This is a genomic window from Acinetobacter tianfuensis (assembly GCF_003611465.1).
Taxonomy (GTDB): Bacteria; Pseudomonadota; Gammaproteobacteria; order Pseudomonadales; family Moraxellaceae; genus Acinetobacter; species Acinetobacter tianfuensis.
In genome coordinates this window covers 62,220-77,978 of sequence record NZ_RAXV01000015.1, presented here as the reverse complement: position 1 = coordinate 77,978, position 15,759 = coordinate 62,220, and the positions used below count along the sequence as shown (strand labels likewise).

Annotated in this window: 18 protein-coding genes and 1 pseudogene; all 19 read right to left on the bottom strand. The window is 42.8% G+C overall.

The features are described 5' to 3' along the window. Window positions 1–391 (bottom strand): annotated as a pseudogene (locus D7V32_RS08550) (hypothetical protein); the annotation flags it as partial. Next, entirely contained in the window at window positions 384–3,083 is a 2,700-nt protein-coding gene (locus D7V32_RS08545; protein ID WP_120402467.1) for a phage tail protein, read from the bottom strand. The pseudogene D7V32_RS08550 and the gene D7V32_RS08545, both read right to left, overlap by 8 nt. After that, window positions 3,052–3,303: a hypothetical protein gene (locus tag D7V32_RS08540; RefSeq protein ID WP_120402466.1), complete on the bottom strand. Its 252-nt coding sequence runs from the start codon at window positions 3,301–3,303 to the stop codon at window positions 3,052–3,054. Before D7V32_RS08540 ends, D7V32_RS08545 begins: the two co-directional genes overlap by 32 nt. Before the next feature lie 11 nt (window positions 3,304–3,314). Beyond that, window positions 3,315–3,518, bottom strand: a complete 204-nt coding sequence (locus D7V32_RS08535) for a hypothetical protein (RefSeq protein WP_120402465.1) — start codon at window positions 3,516–3,518, stop codon at window positions 3,315–3,317. Further along, window positions 3,519–4,484 carry a baseplate hub domain-containing protein gene (locus tag D7V32_RS08530; RefSeq protein ID WP_120402464.1) on the bottom strand — a complete coding sequence of 322 codons (966 nt, stop codon included), beginning with the start codon at window positions 4,482–4,484 and terminating at the stop codon, window positions 3,519–3,521. 1 nt (window position 4,485) lies between these two features. Then, window positions 4,486–5,631, bottom strand: a complete 1,146-nt coding sequence (locus D7V32_RS08525) for a hypothetical protein (RefSeq protein ID WP_120402463.1) — start codon at window positions 5,629–5,631, stop codon at window positions 4,486–4,488. After that, entirely contained in the window at window positions 5,628–8,234 is a 2,607-nt protein-coding gene (locus tag D7V32_RS08520; RefSeq protein ID WP_120402462.1) for a hypothetical protein, read from the bottom strand. Before D7V32_RS08520 ends, D7V32_RS08525 begins: the two co-directional genes overlap by 4 nt. A gap of 100 nt (window positions 8,235–8,334) precedes the next feature. Further along, window positions 8,335–8,979, bottom strand: a complete 645-nt coding sequence (locus tag D7V32_RS08515) for a porin family protein (protein ID WP_120402461.1) — start codon at window positions 8,977–8,979, stop codon at window positions 8,335–8,337. 72 nt (window positions 8,980–9,051) lie between these two features. Beyond that, window positions 9,052–9,294 (bottom strand): phage tail assembly protein T, encoded by a 243-nt coding sequence (locus D7V32_RS17875; RefSeq protein ID WP_456049261.1) that lies wholly within the window; start codon window positions 9,292–9,294, stop codon window positions 9,052–9,054. Between the two features lie 26 nt (window positions 9,295–9,320). Beyond that, a complete protein-coding gene (locus tag D7V32_RS08505) occupies window positions 9,321–9,716 on the bottom strand; it encodes a phage tail assembly chaperone family protein, TAC (protein ID WP_120402459.1) in 396 nt (131 codons plus the stop codon). Between the two features lie 13 nt (window positions 9,717–9,729). Continuing rightward, on the bottom strand, window positions 9,730–10,203 hold the full coding sequence (locus tag D7V32_RS08500; RefSeq protein ID WP_120402458.1) for a phage tail tube protein: 474 nt from the start codon (window positions 10,201–10,203) through the stop codon (window positions 9,730–9,732). Window positions 10,204–10,520: 317 nt separating this feature from the next. Further along, a complete protein-coding gene (gene gp17, locus D7V32_RS08495; protein ID WP_120402457.1) occupies window positions 10,521–10,877 on the bottom strand; it encodes a tail completion protein gp17 in 357 nt (118 codons plus the stop codon). Then, entirely contained in the window at window positions 10,874–11,365 is a 492-nt protein-coding gene (locus tag D7V32_RS08490; RefSeq protein ID WP_228200189.1) for an HK97-gp10 family putative phage morphogenesis protein, read from the bottom strand. Before D7V32_RS08490 ends, gp17 begins: the two co-directional genes overlap by 4 nt. Window positions 11,366–11,399: 34 nt before the next feature. Further along, window positions 11,400–11,729, bottom strand: coding sequence for a phage head closure protein (locus D7V32_RS08485; protein ID WP_120402455.1), 330 nt, complete (start codon window positions 11,727–11,729; stop codon window positions 11,400–11,402). A gap of 8 nt (window positions 11,730–11,737) precedes the next feature. Then, window positions 11,738–12,028: a head-tail connector protein gene (locus D7V32_RS08480; RefSeq protein WP_120402454.1), complete on the bottom strand. Its 291-nt coding sequence runs from the start codon at window positions 12,026–12,028 to the stop codon at window positions 11,738–11,740. Continuing rightward, on the bottom strand, window positions 12,025–13,461 hold the full coding sequence (locus tag D7V32_RS08475) for a phage portal protein (RefSeq protein WP_120402453.1): 1,437 nt from the start codon (window positions 13,459–13,461) through the stop codon (window positions 12,025–12,027). The genes D7V32_RS08480 and D7V32_RS08475 overlap by 4 nt, the downstream gene beginning before the upstream one ends. Before the next feature lie 9 nt (window positions 13,462–13,470). Beyond that, entirely contained in the window at window positions 13,471–13,731 is a 261-nt protein-coding gene (locus D7V32_RS08470; protein ID WP_120402452.1) for a hypothetical protein, read from the bottom strand. An 82-nt stretch (window positions 13,732–13,813) separates the two neighbouring features. After that, window positions 13,814–15,145, bottom strand: coding sequence for a phage major capsid protein (locus tag D7V32_RS08465; RefSeq protein ID WP_120402451.1), 1,332 nt, complete (start codon window positions 15,143–15,145; stop codon window positions 13,814–13,816). Continuing rightward, entirely contained in the window at window positions 15,142–15,735 is a 594-nt protein-coding gene (locus tag D7V32_RS08460) for an HK97 family phage prohead protease (protein WP_120402450.1), read from the bottom strand. Before D7V32_RS08460 ends, D7V32_RS08465 begins: the two co-directional genes overlap by 4 nt. Between the last annotated feature and the right edge of the window lie 24 nt (window positions 15,736–15,759).

Here is a 15,759-nt window from a genome sequence, read left to right as displayed (position 1 = left end):
CATGAGTTATTTGCTTAATCCAGCTCGCAGCATCATCATTGAAATATGCGCCATCAGATGAGTGTGTAATACTTCCCTGCTTCGACCAATTTAAACCAAGTGAACCAAAATCCTCAATTCCTGCTGTCAGTGGCATAAAAACAAGCAGCTTTTCCGTTGTTACTGCTTTTTCATCACTTAATTTTTCAGTTCCATTTTTTACAGAGCTAAATCGACCGTAATATGTCTTTCCAACCTCGATATCAGTGTCAGTGTGGGTTCTAGCGTCCCCGCTCAATACTGCTTTCGGAGATGGTAAATTTTCAGGATCAATAGGAAATTCAGAGCAGTAATAGCGCTGCTCATCCACAAAACCATCTAGTTTCCACTCCCACTCTAATCTGTTAGTCATTTCTAAACTCAACTGTTAAGTCGTACGGTGCGCTGAAGAATTGAGATAATTCAACTGTGTGAACAAAAGGATTTAAGCATTCATAACCATCGCGCACAGTTTTTAAGATAATTTCTACAAAACGTGCATCAGCCTGCATTAATGAAATCGGCATTGTGTAACTCGCAGTGCCGCTTACATTTGCATTTGTTGTGGCAAGTTCAAGATTGTTTTCATCAAGCTGTGTCAGAATTAAATGCGTTTGAGTGTTGGGCTCAATTGCAACACTAGCGTCAAACCAGCTAAGCGGTTCGCCGCCTGTTTGCTGCAAGCGGTTGCGATCAACCCACGTCAGAATCAAGTCGGTTTCAATTTCAGCGGGGTAGTATTCACCATTAATTTTGACATTTGCCGGCGGATACGGACGAATCGCGCGTGCAGCGCATGTAACTGTATGCGCAGTTGCTTCTGCAATGCTCAACTGATCAGCACTAGTCTGCGTCAAAGCTTTAAGCAATACCGATTCACCGCTTAAATACTCTGTGCTATCTAAACCTGAGCGATTATCCCAAACATATAGAATCCGTCCTGCTATATGTTGCGCTGGTACAGTATCTGACACACCGCGTTTTACAGTCAGTGTTTTTGCTGCCGCGTCATAACTCACAACACTCATGAGTTCATTGCCGATTTGCAGGCGGTTGCTGGCAGAAATCAAATTAAACTCACGTACATTCTGAAGATGCAGCGCTGAATCTGTATATGAAATAGCATTTTTCAGTTCAGCCGCCGGGCAAAAATCAAGACTTGACACCTCATCATAGCCGGCGCCGGCATCACTGAATAATGCAGCGTTGATATGTGAATTGCTTGGCCTGATTGCTGCCATGCCAACAAAGCTCAGATCTGGATTTTTTTCGAGTTTTGCGTCAATTTCATCCTGACCATACTGCTCAACAAGCTCGATGTATGGAACTTCAAATGCAATTGCGGTCGCATCTTTGGCGTCATAGCTTGTCTTGATCGGCGGCACATACTCAACAACAGCCTGCATTGGGCTGCTAAATGAATCTTCAACGGCATCTATTGAAACAGTGTTATTAATGCCATCACCATAGCGAATTTCTTTGACTCGAAATATTGCGCCGCTCAAGCCGTAACTCTCATCTGAGAGCTTAAATGGCTTGCCGAGATGCCAGTTTTGTATCTGATTTTCAGCAACTTCAAAAGAAACGCTGGCTAGATTTGCAGATAATGTTTGCAGTTCGCGATACGCGATACGGCTTGCAAGCTCACTATTTGTAAAGCCTTTGTAGTCAACACTCTTAGACACAACACCGCCCTGCTGAGCAATGCGGGCAATGTCTTGAACGGTCACTGTTGAATCTTTTGAACGCTCACGATCCCAGTACGTCAGTGTGACTGAGTTGATGCATTCAGCTAGCGTACGTCTTTCAAACTCTAAATTCTGCACATGGCTTTCATTTAAATGATCTAAGTCATCAACATTGTAGTCAGCCCGAATTAAATATAGCTTCCACTTTGTATCTGACTTATCAAAATACAGCTCAGCATTAATGTGGGTCTTGATAATGTCGATGAATTCTTCAATCGAAGTTGAATCATCCCACTTGATCGACATGCCCATTTTTTCTGTATAAAGCGTATCCGCTGACTTCCTGAATGACATATCATCAATGTCAGCATCAACAACCCCAATACCCCAAACTGGATTTGTTAAGCATTCACGAATTATGTGAGCTGGGTTGATATCTGCTTCTATTGAGCCTTTATTTTCAGTCTCATAGCTCAGATTAAGATATATGCCGGCAGCGCTGCCAGATGGCACTCCGTCGATTGCTGCTGCAAATAGAACATTCACACCCGACTTCAACTTTGCAACACTTATTGTTGCTGTTGAGTTGTAATAATCATCAACAGACAGCGGTATATTTTCCCCATTTAAATATAATACACCACCATCATCGTGCCGCATTTTTACTGTTAAGTTGCCAACCAATTCAGGTGAACCAATATTTAAGTATTCCCGAATCATGATAGCGCGACCAATTCCCGGCCCAACAATAGTATTTGGCGCAGGCAACCCTGATCCTGAAACATAGCCAAAGGGTCCTTGGCTAATACCCCAATTCTCATCATTGAAATCTATATGCGAATATTCTGCCAGCTGTGATAGTGAAGTAAATCCATCTTTAACAAAATATTTGTATTGAGAGCTAATACTGCCCGCAAAATAATTCGAGTTAATTTCAGCTTTTTCGTCATACCACTGCACTTGACCATCGTGTCGCGTATGAATGCGTTTTACACGCCAAGTTGATTCAGGAAATTGCGGTGATGTTCCGTAATAAAAGCCATCAAAAACCACTGAAACAACACCGCGGTAAGCAGAAATCAAGCCATTAAAAGCATCTGAAATAGAACTGCAGATCTCCTCCAATTTTGTGCTTTTTGGCTGACTGTATGCACCAAAATGCAGTTCAATTTTGCCCTGTACTCCACCTGCCTGCTCATCACCGCCAAATAATGCCGGCTTATCAACAGTGATAGTTTTATTTTCAGATTCTTCATTCAAATACGCATCTTTGTCTTGAAAAGATATCTTTGTAATTGAGTCCACAGGGCCATGACACAAGACTGCATGCGCACTGGCTCTGTACTTATAGCCGACCGTTGATTTCTTTTTCTTCATCTTGTGCCTTCCGGATCACTTGTTGTGCCATTGGATCGTGTCCGAATAACTCATTAAATTTTTCGACCGACATTCCGTTTTTATAAAATTCCTGCACTTCCGCACTGGACAGCCCATAATTCATAAAGAACCGCTTTGCACCCAGCGTACACATCCCGCATGCGCGGATATGACGGACAAAAATAAAGCCCGCGATTTGCGGGCTGTTTTGATCTTCCATTTCAGATACCTTTATTTTTGAATTGCTTCAGGCGCTTCTGCTTTAAATGCTGTGAAGTTTGGCGATACATCACACGTGCCAAAAATCACACAAATTGAGCCACCCTCATCCGCCTTCGTGCCTTCCTGCTCCCCGGGACTTGGTGTTGTGGTCTTCATCTTTGGTTGCAGAAAGAATGATGCAAGCGATATCACAATTGCTACGACTGCCCACATTTATGCGTTCCTCGTAGTAGATGGATTGTCTTCGGGCATATATGCAAATCCCAAATGATTTTCCGTATTATTAAACCGACTGCATGCAGTAAGTGACTTCATACAGCCTGGATATGCCGCAACAAAAAATACGGATTCCGAAGCAATATTGAATGCTTCCTGCTTTAGTTCTACCAGAGCCTGCGCATCAGCAAAGTCCTGTTCATAATCAGGATCATCTGCATCCAATCCATCACGCACTGCGATGGCTTGCTCAAGTTCCGCTTCTGCAGTTTGATACGCCAACAAATCAGCATCACTTGTGATTTGATCAGCAAGCGAGTCTAGCCGGCGGATGATATTCACTGTATTACCTGCGCTTGATTCAATACCGACACTGACACCAAATGCGCTTTGAAGCATGCCAAGGCGGAAGTAATTATCATCAAAGCTTAGATCACGCAATTCAATCGCATTGGCATTAACCGATTTAATTGTTGTCTGCACACCCCAGTCAGATTTATTGAGACGACAGCCATTGCCGTACAAATCATGACAACACGTGCGCTGAAATTTAAGACGTGCACCAGCTCTACCCAGCTTTGTGTAATTCGTTTCGCATTTCAGAATGATACTTGCACCCGAAGGCTTCACAGATACAACACGGCCTTGCCAAAAAATCGATTGCTGGCCGTGCTGAAGTTTAATCACTTTTACATATACGTTTTCTTCAAGTGCTGAGCGCAGACAATCTTGCGCAAACTTAGAATCGCGTGCAAATGTGATTTCAAGCGGATCTTTTTCAAGATCACTGCTATTTTTGATTTCACTACGTGAGATTGTAATTTGCTCATACACTACATCACTCAATTCAACTTCTGCATCGCCAGACGTGTAGTAAAACTTTTCTGTACCGCGAGTGAACTCGTACAGCTCACGACGTGTTGCTGAGTCGAACATATTTCGAAAAAATGTGCGTACTCCCATATCAGACTCCTATTTCTAAAATCGGCACTGATACTTCAGCAATGCCCGCACCGTGAAAGTGAATATCAATCGAGTCCGCATCAAGACGATGCAGGCCAAGATACGATATCCGCTCAATAGCGCTGGCATTTTTATTCAATGCCGGCGTGATTGTGATCTGTATTGAGTTTCCTGCGACTGGCGCTGATGCTGTGACCGTGTGTGCAGTCCAAGTACCATCGCTTTTAATTGCAATATGCTTCCGCTGATCCGCCAGCTGTTTATGCTGATCATGCTCTATCAGCATTACAGATGAAATCAGACCAGTGCTTTTACAGCGCATATTGCGCTCATAAGTCGGTAACCAAAACGGCCTGAATCGTCCCTGCCGACGAAACAAAAACTGTCGATATGCATACAACTGTTCGGGCCCTTTTAAAACTGTGCGATATTGCTTGCCGTAGCGCGCATGGTTCCAGTCTGAGCCCTGATAAATCTGCCCAATTTCTGAATCAACAATCACTTGATTCTGCGAAATCGTCGTTTCAAGGCTTCCACCGTTCAACATCAGACAAAACTTATCCAAGTCATTTCCAAGAAACTGTACTGGCACACTTTCCTGAACTTCTGGCTCATCTAATACAACAAATGTGAAATTTGAGCGTGCATAAAAATTGCTGACCTGCCTTGAAATATCACCACTGATAAAACACACACGCACGGGGTAAAGCTTTGCTTTTGCCATTGTTGCTGATTCGGAAATCAGCAGGCCATTGGATTGAACTTCAAGCACTTCAACAAGTTGAAAAACAGTGTCACTTTTAAGTAATGCGAGACCGCCCGCGTAGAAAGAAAATATATCCGTACGGCAGTCAATGAAATCACCATCAACAGCACTGACATATTGCGACTCCTGTGCCAGTGGTACTGCCCACAGCTTGCGAATGCCACCCCATTGCACATTGAAGTTTTGAGAAACTTCGTCATGCAGCGCAATAGAAGAAAAGCTCAGCGTTTGCCGAGCTTTGTCTTTTAGCGGAGTCCGCTGTTCTGTGCCGTTTTTTGCTTCAAAAACATCTGTTTTAAAGGCCAATGTTTCTGTCGCATCAATCAGCATCGGTGTAGTCAATAGAATGACATCACCGAATTTTTCAGTGCTTATGATCATGCAAGAATCGCCTTCAATGATGTTCGATTATTCTTAATGAAATTCATGAATGTTTTGGTTCCAGCAGTTGTCCCCATAAAATCACCAACAATAGATGGATCTAGAATATTGTTGATTTGCAAGTGCTGTGGGGTAGATGTTGAGCTGTTAGACTGCTGCGCTTGTGACAAATAATTTGTTAAATCCTTATTTTGCTGTGGATTCAACACACGCTCACCACCGTCCAGCAGCCAAGTACCCTCTTTCGGAATATTATCTATACCATCATGGGCCATACCAGTTAAGTTTACACCCTTAATTTGTGCAGCTTGAGCCACCTGTAATGCAGCAGCTGCCGCACCAACAACCGGTGCAATATAAGGTCCGATGTAAGGTGTCCCAACTACGGCGTCATAAGCTTTTGAGTATGCTGCTGGAATATTTAGCATTGCCTGCGCCACAGCAAATGCCTTTTGTGCCGCAAATAGCACTGCGTAAGTTTTAGAGTTTTCATCAACTAAGCTAGCAAACCCACCGAGCATTCCCTCCATATAGCTTGCAGTGGATATGGCTTGAAGTTTCAACCTATCTTGTTGATATTTTTCCTCATTAATCAAATCAAGTTTGCGCATCTTATCAAGAACTTCAAACTGGCTTATTAATGGAGAATCCTCATACCCCATAACATCTTTATAATCGCTTATTGTAGAATCAGCCTCTCCTGCTTGTTCTGCATTCTGCTGGGCGCTTGCTTGCTGAATTAAAGCAGTCTTCATTTCGGGAGAATATTCAGCAGTATTGAAAATCTCTTCTCGTACTAATGCGTAATATTCTTTGGCGTAGTCGCCTGCGGTCATCCAGTTTTTGCGAACATCTAAAAGTTGTTTGGATTGAGATAAACGCAATTTGTCAGTTTCAATCTTATATAGCTCATCAAGTGATTGGATTTTTGTCTCACGCTGTTCTTTGGTGAGCTTTTCATCCGCCATTACTTCTTGATGCTTAATATTGAAAGAGTACTCGAGTTTTTTCTGCTCCGTCATTCGATGCTCTGTCAGTTCGAACGCAAACTGCATGTCTGACAGTTTTTTAGTTTGCTCATAGCGCTCTTTTGCGACTGCCAAATATTCCTGACTTGCGCCAGCGCTCAACAAGCGCTGTACCTCTTTTTGATAATCAAGCATCTTTTGATCATCGCCGGAAGCATAGTCGTATTTGATGCGCTCTCGCTCTTGCAGGATTTTGTTGTAGTCACTTTCAGCTTTAGCTAATGCAGAAGTTGCTTTTGCAGTCTTAGCTTTTGCCTTGGCATTTTCATCGGCCTGCTTAGTATTAACTTTCAAGCCTGCACTGCTTTGCTGCGATGCTGCAGTGGTGTTTAAAATTGCTTGAGTCAGTTTGCTTTGAGCTCCTGCATTTCCAGAAAAAGCATCTATAGATTTTTTGGTACTTTCAATAGCGGTGTCTGCGACAGTTGACCACGATTGCTTAACAACGCTAGCGCCAGTTTTTAGAGCATCCACAGCACCGCTAAACGAACCAGCAGTTACCACATTGTACAGTGTCATACCTGTATTAATTAGGCCGACCATGGATTCGCGTGCTATGACAAACAAAGTTTTTAATACACCTGTAGCCGTCACCACAACGCCAGCAAATGCATTCATACCAATGCTGACAACAGATACACCACTATCCAAACCAACCGCTGAATTTGTTGTGTCTACAAATAAGCTCATAAGATTGGATACAGCAGGCATCACTGCGCTAACCAACTGGTTTTTCATTCCTTGAAACTGTAAATCTAAAGCTTGGGTCTGGGCTGCCAATAGCCGTGACTGCTCCATAGCCTCTTGTGTTTTAAGAACCCCTGCATCTTCTAAAGCTTCACCAAACTCATCTAACATTTTCCCGTTTTGAGCGAATAACGGGGCGAGGTTTCCAAGGTCAGATGCAAGACTTTCAAACACAAATCGTCGTTCTTGGCTTGTCACGCCAAGTTCGTCCATTTTGTCATTCAGCAGCTGAATAGCTTCAACACCGTCCTTTCCTTGGAGCGTTTTCGAAAATGAACGGATTTGATCTTCAGTCATTTTGGTGTTGTTTTTTAATGCATCAAAAAAGTCGGCTGCGCCACCGCCTTCGGTTGCGCTAAATTCACCGAGTTTTTCTTGCACATCAGCAAGTATTGATCCGAGTTGATCTTGCGAAACCCCAAAACCCAACGCAACATGCTCTAAAATTTGAAAGTTTTGAACGGATGTGTTGGCGCGATCGGCCAGCATTTGAAGTTGTGCATCAGCCTTGGCTGTTTCAATCGCCATTTTAGCTAAAGCAGCGGCCCCGATCACTACACCACCAGCAGCCATGCCTGCAACTGCTGCACCTGCAACCAGTACATTCCCTCTAATAGACCCAATTTTGGAATTAAATCCATCAATGACTGAGCCTATTTGTGTGCCACCAAGTACGTCTGTGATTTGCTCCTTAAATCCTGAAAAGGCTTTTTTCATGTTCTCGGCGCTTTGCTTGGTCTTACGTTCGGCTTTACTTAAGCCATCTTCATAAGCTCCTAGCTTTACCGCCAATTCAAGTGTTAGTCGCCCTAGTGATGAAGTTGCCATGCTATTCTCCAGGCAATAAAAAACCCTGCATAAGCAGGGTTTTGGTTCTAAAATCAGAGTTTACATTGGTCTAAAATTCACCCTTACTATGTTGTACTTCTTAGCGGAATGAGTAGCGCAAGCCTAAACGATATGTTGTGCCGTTCACATCAAGTTCACTAAGATTTCCCGCATCATAGCAAACACCATTCAAGCAAGCCTCAGAGTCTTGATTGTACATCCATTTATAACCAAGGCCACCATAAGCAGCAACATTTGGTGTGAATTTATAGCCGAGCTCTAAACCAACAGGAATGGTTAGATACTCAAGCTCGAGCTCAGCATCTTCATCTTTTCCATCAACCCATGAATACCCCAAGCCCGCAGTACCATTGATGTAAACTTTTTTCTCATCATAGAAATTGTAAACACCACCTAACGAAAACTCTTTGAGTTTTAATTCATCTTTTTGCTGCTCGTACTTAGCAAAAAGACCGCCTTTTTCATTTAAAAAATAAGTAGCGCCAAGCTCCCAACCCTTTAATCGAAGCTTAACATCCTCTTTATCAAGCATGCCGCCAACATAGCCGGCATTAAACGTGATATTGCTTAGGTAGGGCGCGGATATGGATTGTGGTTCATGGTTATTCTGCGCATTTTGAACACCAAGTGGTGCCGGTGAGCCGTACTGAATTGGCAGCGGTTTGTCTGCAAAAGCTAATGATGAAATGAAAGATAAAGTTGCGATTGCTAATGTTTTTTTCATAATACCCCCTAGTAAAGTGGATAAAATACTCACTATTTTACAAAAAATCTACACAGCTAATAAAAGGACAACCTAGGTCAGCCCCCTCATCATTATTTCATCGACGGTATAGACCTTTTCTTGAGGCTTGTCCTCATGTGGCATAAACACTAGCGGATCTACATCTTTAACACCTTTCGATCCCAAATAGGTGGCTGTCATGCTCCCAAATCCTTGCTCGATTCTTCGGCCAATGAAAAGTGAGCCGCGAAGATTTCGATACGCAGTCCAAAACATGACTTCCTCATAGCTGAGGTTATTTTTCGCCTCAGCTATGGTTTTTCCGCCTATGCCGTTTAAAACTAGCTCGGCCCAGAGTTCTTCGTGCTTGTCGATTCCTTTCCCAATTTTTCAACATACTCTTGCAGGCCTTTCAAACCAGATACTTCACTAAAAATCTGATTTGCTAAAGATTGAGTAAAGTTATTTTCAACCTGTTCAGCAGTAAATAGCTGGTTGTTACTCTCATCCACCAAAGCTAGAGAAATCCAATCGGATACAACACCACTATCGCCTGAATTTAGGCGGCTATGTAAGCTTTCAGTTTTTGAAAATGGAAGTTGCTTAATACGCAAGTCAACCGACTCCATGGCCCCGTTGTGGTAAAACACCACAACGGCTTCGCGAATTTCTCCAACCAATAGGCCCTGCCCAATGGCTTTAATGTCCATTCGGCCTTTCTTAATCTTTTTAGCCATAAATCAAATGCCCTTAGGTAATTGTGCGGATAGTTTCATTAACACTTGAAGTGCGTTTCATAGGGATTGCATAGTTGACAAACTGGCCTTTAGGGAATGTTGGTGTTGCTAACTTTAAGTAACCAGTCCATACCCACCATGTACGTGTTTCAGGTAACGTCACAGTGTTTCCAGAAATTGTTGGGGGATCATCTGAATCACTTGAACCTAAATAAAATGTTGGTTTCACACGAGGTTTTGATTTAGATAATTGCAATAATTTGAGATGTGATGAATTTTCGTCATCCATATCAATTGTAATTGACCCATCACCAGGAGTTACTTTGCCCGCATCGAAATTATCTTCGTCGTCATCCAAGCAAGTAACGTCGATATCTTCTTCAGAATCAGTTCCAAGATCTAATTCTTTAGCACATTGAACGCGCTCAACTGTGGTGGCACCTGCCACATGATAGAACAGGTGTGAACCTTGCACTTTAATACGCATGAGTTATTCCTCAATTATTGGCAATAAAAAAGCACCCGATTGGGTGCTGTGTAAAAAATTGGTTTTATTGAATCGCTGTTACTAGCTTTGCTGTTGCCTCAATGACTTTTGCTAATGGAAACAAAGCAATAATCATCAAAACCCAATAACAAAAAATTCTTACCGATTTATGTTGCTGTACGAGTTCTAGTGCTTTCACTATCCAGTCCCCGATGTTAAAATTCATTTATGGTTTGCTTCCTTCTGCATCAAGGTTGTGAACACAAAAAAGCCCATGATTACGAGTCACGGGCTTTTTGCTTTTTAAGGTATTTAAATTAAGTTTCAGACCACCAATTCATATCCCAACCGCGGCCATGCAATTTGGTCTCGGTATCGATACTATCGGGATGCTTTCCGTTGTAATAAAACCCTGCTTTTTCAAGCAAAGTGCGCACTTTCAGGCGCAACGTTTCAGCTTCTTTGGGATTGGTGTGCCATATCACCATTTGATATGTGTCATTTTCATCAACCGCACCGCAATCAATTGTGTTTTCAGGTGCTGAACCAATACCGCTAAATACCAAATACGGCGTTGTGGTGCATTTATCCGCTACGCTCAGAAATATTCGATCTCCGAATATTGGTGCTAAATATGTATCGGCTTTAATCGTCTTGGCAATTGGAGCTGTCATGTGATTTTGCCCTTCTTAATTGCAGTCTCAATTGATTTCATAAAGTGTTTATTAAATTCAGCAGTTACGCGCTCAATATTTTCAGATAGCGCTGGTCGCATAAACGGCACAGCTGGAAAGCGTGATGTACCAAACTCAATATAACGCCAATAAAAAGTATCTCCTCCGGGGTTTTTACTGCTGCCGTCAGTAGCATATTCTTTACCTGCGCGGCCTTTTCGAACATTGTCTTTTGTGTTGGCATAATTTTTTGCCCCACCCAAAACGCCAACGCGCATCACTACGGTGTTTAAATCCCTGCTTTTACCACTTCTGATAGCAATATTTTGTTGGATGCTTTCTTTGGTCTCTGGATCGTTAATCCGCGCAGCGCCGACCATAGCTGCCATCTGTACTAGCTGCATGGCCTTACGTGCTGCGCTTTTTGCTTTTCGATTTACAGATTTTCGATCTTTAAGCGCATCAAGATTGCGCATGAAATCATCCATGCCTTCAAGTTTAAAATCGGCTGACATAAGCACCTCACATAGTTGAAAGCAAGAATGTCACCGACTCGTAACCTGTGTTTGTATCTTCAAGCGCTTGACTATCAATAGCGTAGGTTTTGCCTTTGTAAATCACACGCATGGTCGTGTCGATATCTTCTCGATAGCGGATCTTCAGTCGAGCAATCACTTTGGATTGACTTGCTTGTGCTGCGATTAAATCCTTGCCTGAAAGATGGGTGACTTTGGCCCATAACTGAACGTAATCAGTCCACTGTTCAGGGATTGGATAGCCATCTTCGTCACGACCTGACGTAAAGTGTTGCACCATGATTCGATGGCGGAGTTCGCCAGCGTTTTGGGTCATAAAACCTCCTAAACAGCAGTTGGCTTACGATATGGATATAACAAGGCTTGCACTGGCATAGGCAGATAATTACCGTTCAGCGGTGCATCTGATTCAGCATTTCGATATTTATCCCAATACCCACAAAGCATTAAAATTGCTTGGTGGATAGCTTTTGGATATTCAGACTCAAATTCATCTGTGATGTAATTTTTAACAACACTATCAGCGGCATCTAAATAACCTTGCAGCATCGTATCGTTTGCATCATCGTCATAGCGCAAATGCTCTTTAAGGGCGTCTAAATCAACAATACTCATTCATCACCCCATTTCTTTTGCGCTAATTTAAAGTTTTCATGGCTAAATTCACCCGAATGGTCTTTTTCACAGTGCCATAACGAGCCTTTATGCGTCACAAACTGGCCTGATTTATACTGGTTTTCAGTCTTAAAAACGCCTTGATATTGGCCTTTTTGGTCTGAATTTTCGGTATTTTGAGGCGTATTTGGTGCAGATTTGCCAAAAGGATCATCCAACTGGTCACGCTTAGACAATGCTTCCAACGAATAGTTCTGCTGCTGCATGTAAACCGTGTCACCGCCCACCAAAGGCTCTAAATTGAACTGTTGACGCGCTTCATTTGGAGTAAAGATTGAAGCCTTAACTCCGCGCTCCTGAATTCCCATTTTTGTTTCTTTATCCATGCGGAGCAGAGAATCAACATCAAGGAATATTTCAAGGCCACGCGCTTTTAAGTCAAATGCATCATCAAGCAGGTTTTCAATAGCTTCTACCGGGCTTTGCAGACAGTCAGAAAAATAGATTTCATTCAAATCACCAACCTTCTGCCCTGCTGGAATCGTTCCATAGCCCACCTTAAAGGCTGGCACATGTAACACTGAGCAAATAATTTCATTCGACATTTTTAGCTGCTCAATAGTCTGGGTGTCTGAAGCTGTCATGCTGATTGGCTGATATTTCAAATCATCACCCAGTACCGCAGTTTTACCGATGTTTTGGCCGGTATAGTTTGCATTCCATGCTGCACCGATGGCACGTGCTTTATCTTCTGAAATAGCACCAGGAGCAACCAAAATACCGCTTGGCCGGCTCATGTTTCCAAAAGAGGTTTTAGAGTTTTTCAGAATGTTTAAACCGAGCCCTGCTGAAATTCCATAAGCAGTAATGGCAGGAATACCAACCAGTGGATGATAGAGACAGTTTTCACGATCATGGATAATTTCGGAGGCTGGAACAACAACAGACTCTGTGCTATTCAGCCGATCAATCCCAAGCTGGTAAAAGACTTGCCCATCATCACTAATCAGTGGTTTTGTTTGATCTGGATTTAAAATAACAATTTTAACTACCTGCCCAAATACATCACGCACCTTAAATCCGTATGCATTACCACGGAGCTTTCGACAGATCATCCAGAACTCTAAAAACTGCTGCCAGTTCTGGTAATGGTTTGGCCGCTTAAGAACCACTAGATCCTCAGGAATGGGCGCATCAACTAAAATTCCGCCTTTCTGCTTTTTAAGCAAAACACCCATTTTCCCAATATCTTGGGAGATTAAAGATATGCACGAGAAAACTGCTGGATGTGCCGCCAAATCTTCACGAGTCAGCTCATCGTTCTTTTGCCAAGCACCAGAATAAGGCTCATGCACAAATAAAGAAGTCCATCCTTGGTTTGAATGGACACTTTGCAGTGATTTTTTTCGGAAAAGTCTGTCAAAAATGCCCATGGTTCTACCTTATTTTGCTTTTGGTTTACGAGTAGGTTTTTGTTTTGGTGCTTCAGTCTCAGTTGGAGGCAAATTAAGCTTTTCACCTAAAACAATCAGTGAACCATAATCATCAACAACTGGTGTGAAGTTGAGGTTTTGCAGAAACTTAACCTCTTTAAATGGCTCAGCAACACCTGTTTTGATTAAAATATTTGCTTCAAATTCGGTTACTTCAAGCACATCACCGACATTGGCGTTGTGCATAACCTTTAAATATTTAACTTTCATAGACTGTTCCTATAGCTAAACAATTGCGATGCTTAGATATAAAAACAGCCCCGATTAAGGAGCTGTTTTTTGGCGACCTGGATTAGCCACCAGATGGAGTGTAGTCCAAGAATGCCGCAGCAATCGGACGACGTTTAGCCCAAGTGATGAACTTCTCAACACGTACCGCAAACTTGTTTTCTTGCCATAAGTGGTGAGTCGTACCACCATCAACCAAGGTTGCTTGATCAGAGTAAGACACATCCACACCACCATCCTGAGCAAGCAGGATTTCAGAAGTCTTCACAAGAATGATCTTGTCGCCTACTGCCTGCGATGTGATGACTGGGATACCCATTAATGTACGGGTGCCGCGAAGCGCCATACCTGTGAAATAGCTATTGCCTAACGCATCACGCAACAAACTGATTTGTGCGGCGCGCGTTTCAGACATTAAGAAATATGAGCCATCCAATGAAAGGTTGGCTGTCACAAAGCTATTAATAAGAGCTAATAGGTCAGCTTCATATGCTGCCGCAGTTGTGCCCGTGTTAGGGGTTGCTACAACGCCATTTAAAACACCTGCTGGGCGCGTAGTTGATGCAGCCACCGCATCAAGGAAAGTGTTATCAATAAGCGTTTTTGATGCTTCGATAAGATCATCACGCACCAAAACATCTACCGCTGGATCAGAACGTCGCATTAATTCTTGTGTATAAACCGTGATTGCGGCAAGCTTGTGTTCTTTAATTTCAACTTCACCGTAGGTTGGGTTGGTTAATGGCTTGGCCGCACCTTCACCCACCCAAGCAGCAGTGCCGCCTGTTAATTGGCTTGGGATTTTTGAGTTGAACGGTACATTACGGAAGCCTGTAAGTTGGTCAAATACAGTTGCAGCACGGAGCATGTCAACAAATTCACCAACCAAGCGGTTTTCTTGCACTAATGCAGATGCAAAACCAACGTCTGTTGTAGTACCGAGTGTGGCTTTTGTCACTAAGTCCTGAACTTCACCACCAAAGCCCATTTGCTTAGCCATGTCTACTGGTGAAATGAAGTTGCCGTTTTTGGCTGCCAATTGTGAGCAAAGCTTTGCACGTGCATACTGTGCAAAACCAACACCTTTAGGCAGGTTTGATTCCACCTGAATGCGTGGCACTTCTTTTTTACCTTCAGCAGTATCTTTTGCTTGCTCAGAAGTTTCACCAGCCACAGGAGTTGCTGTTTTAGCAGCTTCTTCAGTAGCGGAAATCTGCTTTTTGGTGCGTTCAATGTTTATATTTAGAGCAGCAATGTCTTTTTCAATCGCTTGAATTTCAGCTTCTGTTGATTCATCTGGTGTTGTGCCTTCCGCAGATGCTTTAGACAACGCTGTTTGCATTGCTTGGTTCTTTTCCGACAATGCTTTTAGCAATTTTGCTAAATATTCTTTCATAGTTTTACTCCACCCTTTGTTGGGCAATTTAGTTTTACGACAATGTGTTTTTGCTCAGATGAATCGCCATCTGTTGCGGTTTTCTGAGGTTTTTCGCCCAACGCGGCTTTGTATTCCTCAAATGCTTTTGCGTAATCCACGCCTGCTTCACGGTTGCACGGTGTGGTTACAAGTGACAGTTCAATAAGTTCCCATTTATTAAACTTAATACCGCCACCTTGAATAAATTCAGCGCTTTCCCAATCAGCATTGAAGCCAACTGACAGTCCGGTAATTAGTTTGTATTGGACACTTTGGAAAGCTTCATCCACACGCTCTTTGAGCTTCCCTTCTTCTTTGATTTCAGGAATGTAGAATTCAACTTCGATCGTGTTTTCAAGAACAGTGATTTTCGTTACGTAACCAACGACTAACTTGCTGTCGTGGTGCAATAGAAGCGGTACTGGCAAAGTGAACTGCACACCGCTCGGCACCATAATGTCCTTTACCCGATCAGGGTTACTGGTGCTTGCTGTGCCGGTAAATGTGCGAGTAGATTCATCAAAACTCTTAATTTCAAATGAGCTGAAATTCTTAAATAAAGCTCCCATTGAGGCTTTCTCCCAAAATGAAAA